6 protein-coding genes are annotated in these 4609 nt (G+C 67.0%); all 6 read right to left on the bottom strand.

The genetic code is table 11. The features are described from left to right. Positions 1-908 (bottom strand): cytochrome c-type biogenesis protein CcmH (locus ACLJRH_RS25930; RefSeq protein ID WP_023223266.1); only part of this gene is annotated, 908 nt, incomplete at its 3' end. After that, complete coding sequence (gene dsbE, locus ACLJRH_RS25925; RefSeq protein ID WP_000828299.1) at positions 905-1462, bottom strand: thiol:disulfide interchange protein DsbE; 558 nt, start codon at positions 1460-1462, stop codon at positions 905-907. The genes ACLJRH_RS25930 and dsbE, both read right to left, overlap by 4 nt. Continuing rightward, the gene (locus ACLJRH_RS25920; RefSeq protein WP_023137390.1) at positions 1459-3390 is read right to left on the bottom strand and encodes a heme lyase CcmF/NrfE family subunit; all 1932 of its coding nucleotides are present in this window, start codon (positions 3388-3390) and stop codon (positions 1459-1461) included. Before ACLJRH_RS25920 ends, dsbE begins: the two co-directional genes overlap by 4 nt. After that, entirely contained in the window at positions 3387-3866 is a 480-nt protein-coding gene (gene ccmE, locus ACLJRH_RS25915) for a cytochrome c maturation protein CcmE (RefSeq protein WP_023137391.1), read from the bottom strand. Before ccmE ends, ACLJRH_RS25920 begins: the two co-directional genes overlap by 4 nt. Further along, positions 3863-4075: a heme exporter protein CcmD gene (gene ccmD / locus ACLJRH_RS25910; RefSeq protein WP_000074110.1), complete on the bottom strand. Its 213-nt coding sequence runs from the start codon at positions 4073-4075 to the stop codon at positions 3863-3865. The genes ccmE and ccmD overlap by 4 nt, the downstream gene beginning before the upstream one ends. Next, positions 4072-4609: heme ABC transporter permease (locus ACLJRH_RS25905; protein ID WP_023892295.1), on the bottom strand; the 538-nt coding region annotated here is incomplete at its 5' end. The genes ACLJRH_RS25905 and ccmD, both read right to left, overlap by 4 nt.

The raw sequence follows: 4609 nt of genomic DNA, 5'->3' as shown, positions 1-4609 counted from the left end.
TACAGGCTTAACACCCGGATATCCGTGTGGTCGCGGCTCACCAGCCGGCGCAGCAGCTCCCCGCCGCGGCGGTTATCCTCCGGGTCGGACGAGCGCGTCAGCGCCTCCGCGTAGCCCAGCGCCGCATCGCGGTTTTTCGGGTCCAGACGGTAAGCGTTCGCATACGCCCCGGTGGCGGTACCGGCATTACCCAGTATCATACCGGTGCGCCCCAGCATGAGCCAGCCCTCAACATTGCCGGCATCATTCTGCAGGCGGGTGCGCAGCCCCAGCGCCAGCCGCGCCATCTCCTCCTCATTCAGCGGCTGCGCCTGCGGGTCCAGCGCCCGCGCCAGCAGCCCGGGCGTCTGCGCCGTCGCCTGCTGCCAGGCCCTGACCTGCGGATAGCTGCCGGTCAGGGCGTAGCTGCCGGCGCCGACCGCCAGCGCAATGACGGCCCCCGGCACGTAAACGCCCCACCCGGCGCGCGCGCCGCAAACCGGGGTGTCCGCCGGCAGCGGCTCCCGGCGCAGGCGCACCCGCCGGCGCGTGCGGGCAACGATTATCCACCCGCCCGCCACGATGGCGGCCAGCGGCAGCACCCACAGCAGCACCGTCAGCGGGGTCAGCGGCGGGTCGTAGGTGACAAAGTTGCCGTAGCGCGCCACCATGTAATCGATGATTTCCTGGCGGCTCTTCCCCTCCTGCATCAGGTCATACACCCTGCGGCGCATGTCGGTGGCTATCATCGCGTTCGAGTCCGCAATGCTGTTATTCTGGCATTTCGGGCAGCGCAGCTGCTCCGTGAGCTGGCGGAACTGCTGCTCCTGCGCTTCATCTTTAAACGGCATCACGTCGGTGGTCGCCCGCGCTGACCCGGAGATAACCAGCGCCAGCATCAGCATCACCATGCCCGGTAACAGTCTCATTGCGCCGCCTCCCGGCTGTATCTGTCCCACAGCGGTTTCAGTTCACTTTCCCATACCCGGGCATTCAAATCGCCCGCATGGCGGTAGCGGATAATCCCCCTGCCGTCGATGAGGAAGGTTTCCGGCGCGCCGTACACGCCCAGGTCCAGCCCCAGCATCCCGTCGCTGTCCGATAAACTCAGCGCATACGGGTTGCCCAGTTCCTTTAACCAGGCCACCGCCTTCGCCCGGTCATCCTTATAGTTCAGCCCCACCACCCGGATACCCTGCGCGGCCAGCCGGTTCAGGTACTGATGCTCGGCGCGGCAGGTCGGGCACCAGGTGGCCCAGACGTTAAGCAGCACCGGTTTCCCCTGCGTCAGCACCTCCGCCTGGTAGTACTGACCCGGCGTCTCCAGCGATTCCAGGCGGAACGCCGGCACCGGCTTTCCGGTCAGTGCCGATTCGAGATTCGTCGGGTCATCGCCCTGCGCGTTGCGCGCCAGCTGCCACAGCAGCGCCGCGGCAATCAGCAGAAAAATCAGTAACGGTAATAACAGTACGTTGCGTTTCATCCGGCCTCCGGCAATGGTTTACGGCGGCGGTAGCGCGGGTCCGCCAGGCACAGCAGCCCGCCCAGCGCCATCAGCAGCCCCCCGGCCCATATCCAGCGGACAAACGGTTTGTAGTACAGGCGCACGGCCCACGCGCCGTTGTCCAGCTCCTCCCCGAGCGCGGCGTACAGGTCGCGGGTCAGCCCGCCGTCAATCGCCGCCTCGGTCATCACCATCCGGCTGGTGTTGTAGAGCCGTTTCTCCGCGTGCAGCACCGCCTCCGGCTCGCCGTGGCGCGTCACCCCGATGAGGGCCACCCCGCCACGGTAGTTGGGGCCGGTGATGTCCCGCACCTCCCGGAAGGTGAAGCGGTAGTCGTGAATGGTCACGCTGTCGCCCGCCCGCATCCGCACGTCACGCTCCACGCTGTAATTCTGGCTGAAGGCGATACCGGTAATCGTCACCGCCAGCCCGAGGTGCGCCGCCACCATTCCCCAGTAGCTGAGAGAGGTTTTCGTGCCGCGGGACACGCGCTGTACGGCTTCGGCCACCGCCAGCACCGCAATCCAGCAGGCCATCGCCATCCCCACCGCCGTCATGGCGATGATTTTATCTTCCAGCAGCCATGGCAAAAGTACCGACAGCGCCAGGGTGGAGACCAGGGCGGTGAGCAGCAGTTTCCTGATGTTACGCGGCCGGTCCCGGCCCCAGCGCACCAGCGGCCCCACCCCCAGCAGCAGGGCAAAGGGGACCATCAGCCAGGTGAACATGGTGTTAAAGAACGGCTCCCCCACCGAAATGCTGCCCAGCCCCAGCTGTTTGTGCACCAGCGGCAGCAGGGTGCCCAGCAGCACCACCAGCATGGCGGCCATCAGCAGGACGTTGTTGCCGAGCAGCAGCGACTCGCGCGACCACAGCGTGTTGTTCACCCGCGAACGCACCCTGTGCCCGCGCACGGCGAACAGCAGCAGCGAGCCGCCGGTGACCAGCACCATAAAGGCGAGGATAAACATTCCGCGCGCCGGGTCGGAGGCGAAGGCGTGCACCGACACCAGCACCCCGGAGCGCACCAGGAAGGTGCCCAGCAGGCACAGCGAGAAGGCGCAGATGGACAGCAGCAGCGTCCACGCCTTAAAGCCGGCGCGCTGTTCCGTGACCGCCAGCGAGTGCAGCAGGGCGGTGCCCGCCAGCCACGGCATAAAGGAGGCGTTCTCCACCGGGTCCCAGAACCACCAGCCGCCCCAGCCCAGCTCGTAGTAGGCCCACGCCGAGCCGAGCACGATGCCCAGCGTCAGGAACACCCACGCCGCCAGCGTCCACGGGCGGGCAAAACGGGTGAACGCGCTGTCCAGACGCCCGCTCAGCAGCGCGGCGATGGCGAAGGCGAAGGCCACCGAGAAGCCGACATAGCCCATGTACAGCAGCGGCGGGTGGAAAATCAGCCCCGGGTCCTGCAGCAGCGGGTTCAGGTCGCGCCCCTCCACCGGAAAAGCCGGCAGCGTGCGGGCGAACGGGCCGGAGGTGAACAGGATGAACGCCAGAAAACCGGCGCAGACCATCCCCATCACCGCCAGCACCCGGGCGACGATATCCGCCGGCACCTGCCGGCTGAACACCGCCACCGCCAGGGTCCAGCCGCTCATCAGCAGCACCCACAGCAGCAACGAGCCCTCGTGCGCCCCCCAGGTGGCGGCCACCCGGTACCACACCGGCAGCTGCGTGTTCGAGTTGCCGGCGACATAGGCCACGGTGAAGTCGTTAACCACAAAGGCGTGCACCAGCACGAAAAACGCGCCCGCCACGCAGATGAACAGCAGCCAGGCGAACACCCGGGCCGACGCCATCATCCGCGCGTCGCCGCGCGCCACGCCCCACAGCGGGTAAACGGACAGCAGCAGCGCCACGCCGAGCGCCAGGCACAGCAGCGCGGTGCCGTATTCAGGCATCATGATGAGGTGTCCTTATCAGCGCGTTGCGGGCGGCGGTGGTTTTCCTGCATCGCCTTTTCCACTTCCGGCGGGGTGTAGTTCTCGTCATGCTTGGCCAGCACCTCCTGCGCCAGGACGTGGTTGCCCTTCTCCAGGGTGCCCTGCACCACCACCCCCTGCCCCTCGCGGAACAGGTCCGGCAGTATCCCCTCATAGCTCACCGTCACCGCCCCTTCGGCGTCGTAGAGGCTGAAGTTCACCTTCAGCGAGTCCGGGTCGCGCCTGACGCTGCCGGGCATCACCATCCCGCCGACGCGCAGGCGCTGGCCCGCCGCCGGCAGCTGCTGCGTCTCGCGCTTGCCGTAGAGAATTTCGCCGGGGGTATAGAACAGGTCGATATTCGCGCGCAGCGCGTACAGGACCAGGGCGGTGGTCAGCCCCAGGCCCGCCAGCACCGCGCAGACCACCCATAGCCGGTTTTTACGTCGCAGGTTCACGCCGCCTCCTGTTGCGCCTGTGCGGCACGCATCCGCGCCTCGCGCGCCCGCTGCTGCGCCACGCCGCGCAGAATGGCCCGGCGCTGCAGCACCGTGTGCAGCGCCAGCAGCGCCAGCGGCGCCACGGTCATCGCCACCGCCAGCCAGACAAAAAAGGCGTACCCGCCCATGGCGAAAAAATCGCTCCACGATGAAAATGCCGGACTCACCGGTGCCCCCTTTTCAGTATCAGTTCGCTCACCCACGGGCGGCGTTTTTCCATCAGTAAAATCAGGTTGCGCATCCGCATCAGCGCCAGCGTCATAAAGAGCAGCAGGTAGCCGGCGATGGCCCAGCGCAGCGGCGAGCGCATCGCCGGGTCGATACTCTGCTGCATCCGCGTCGAGCCCTGGTGCAGGGTGTTCCACCACTCGACGGAATAGTGGATAACCGGCAGGTTCACCACGCCGACCAGCACCAGAATGCCCGCCGCGCGCCCGGCCATTTTACGGTCGTCAAAGGCGTGCCACAGGGCGATGACCCCGGCGTAGAGAAACAGCAGCACCAGCTCCGAGGTCAGGCGCGCGTCCCACACCCACCAGGTGCCCCACATCGGTTTGCCCCACGCCGCGCCGGTGACCAGCGCGATGAAGGTGTACACCGCCCCCACCGGCGCCATCGCCGCGACGGCAAGGCTGGCCATTTTCATCTGCCAGACCAGCCCGGTAAACGCCGCCACCGCCATCGCCGCATAGATACCCATT

This window comes from Salmonella sp. SAL04162 (genome assembly GCF_046551535.1).
Lineage (GTDB): Bacteria > Pseudomonadota > Gammaproteobacteria > Enterobacterales > Enterobacteriaceae > Salmonella > Salmonella enterica.
This window is presented reverse-complemented; position numbering and strand designations above follow the sequence as displayed.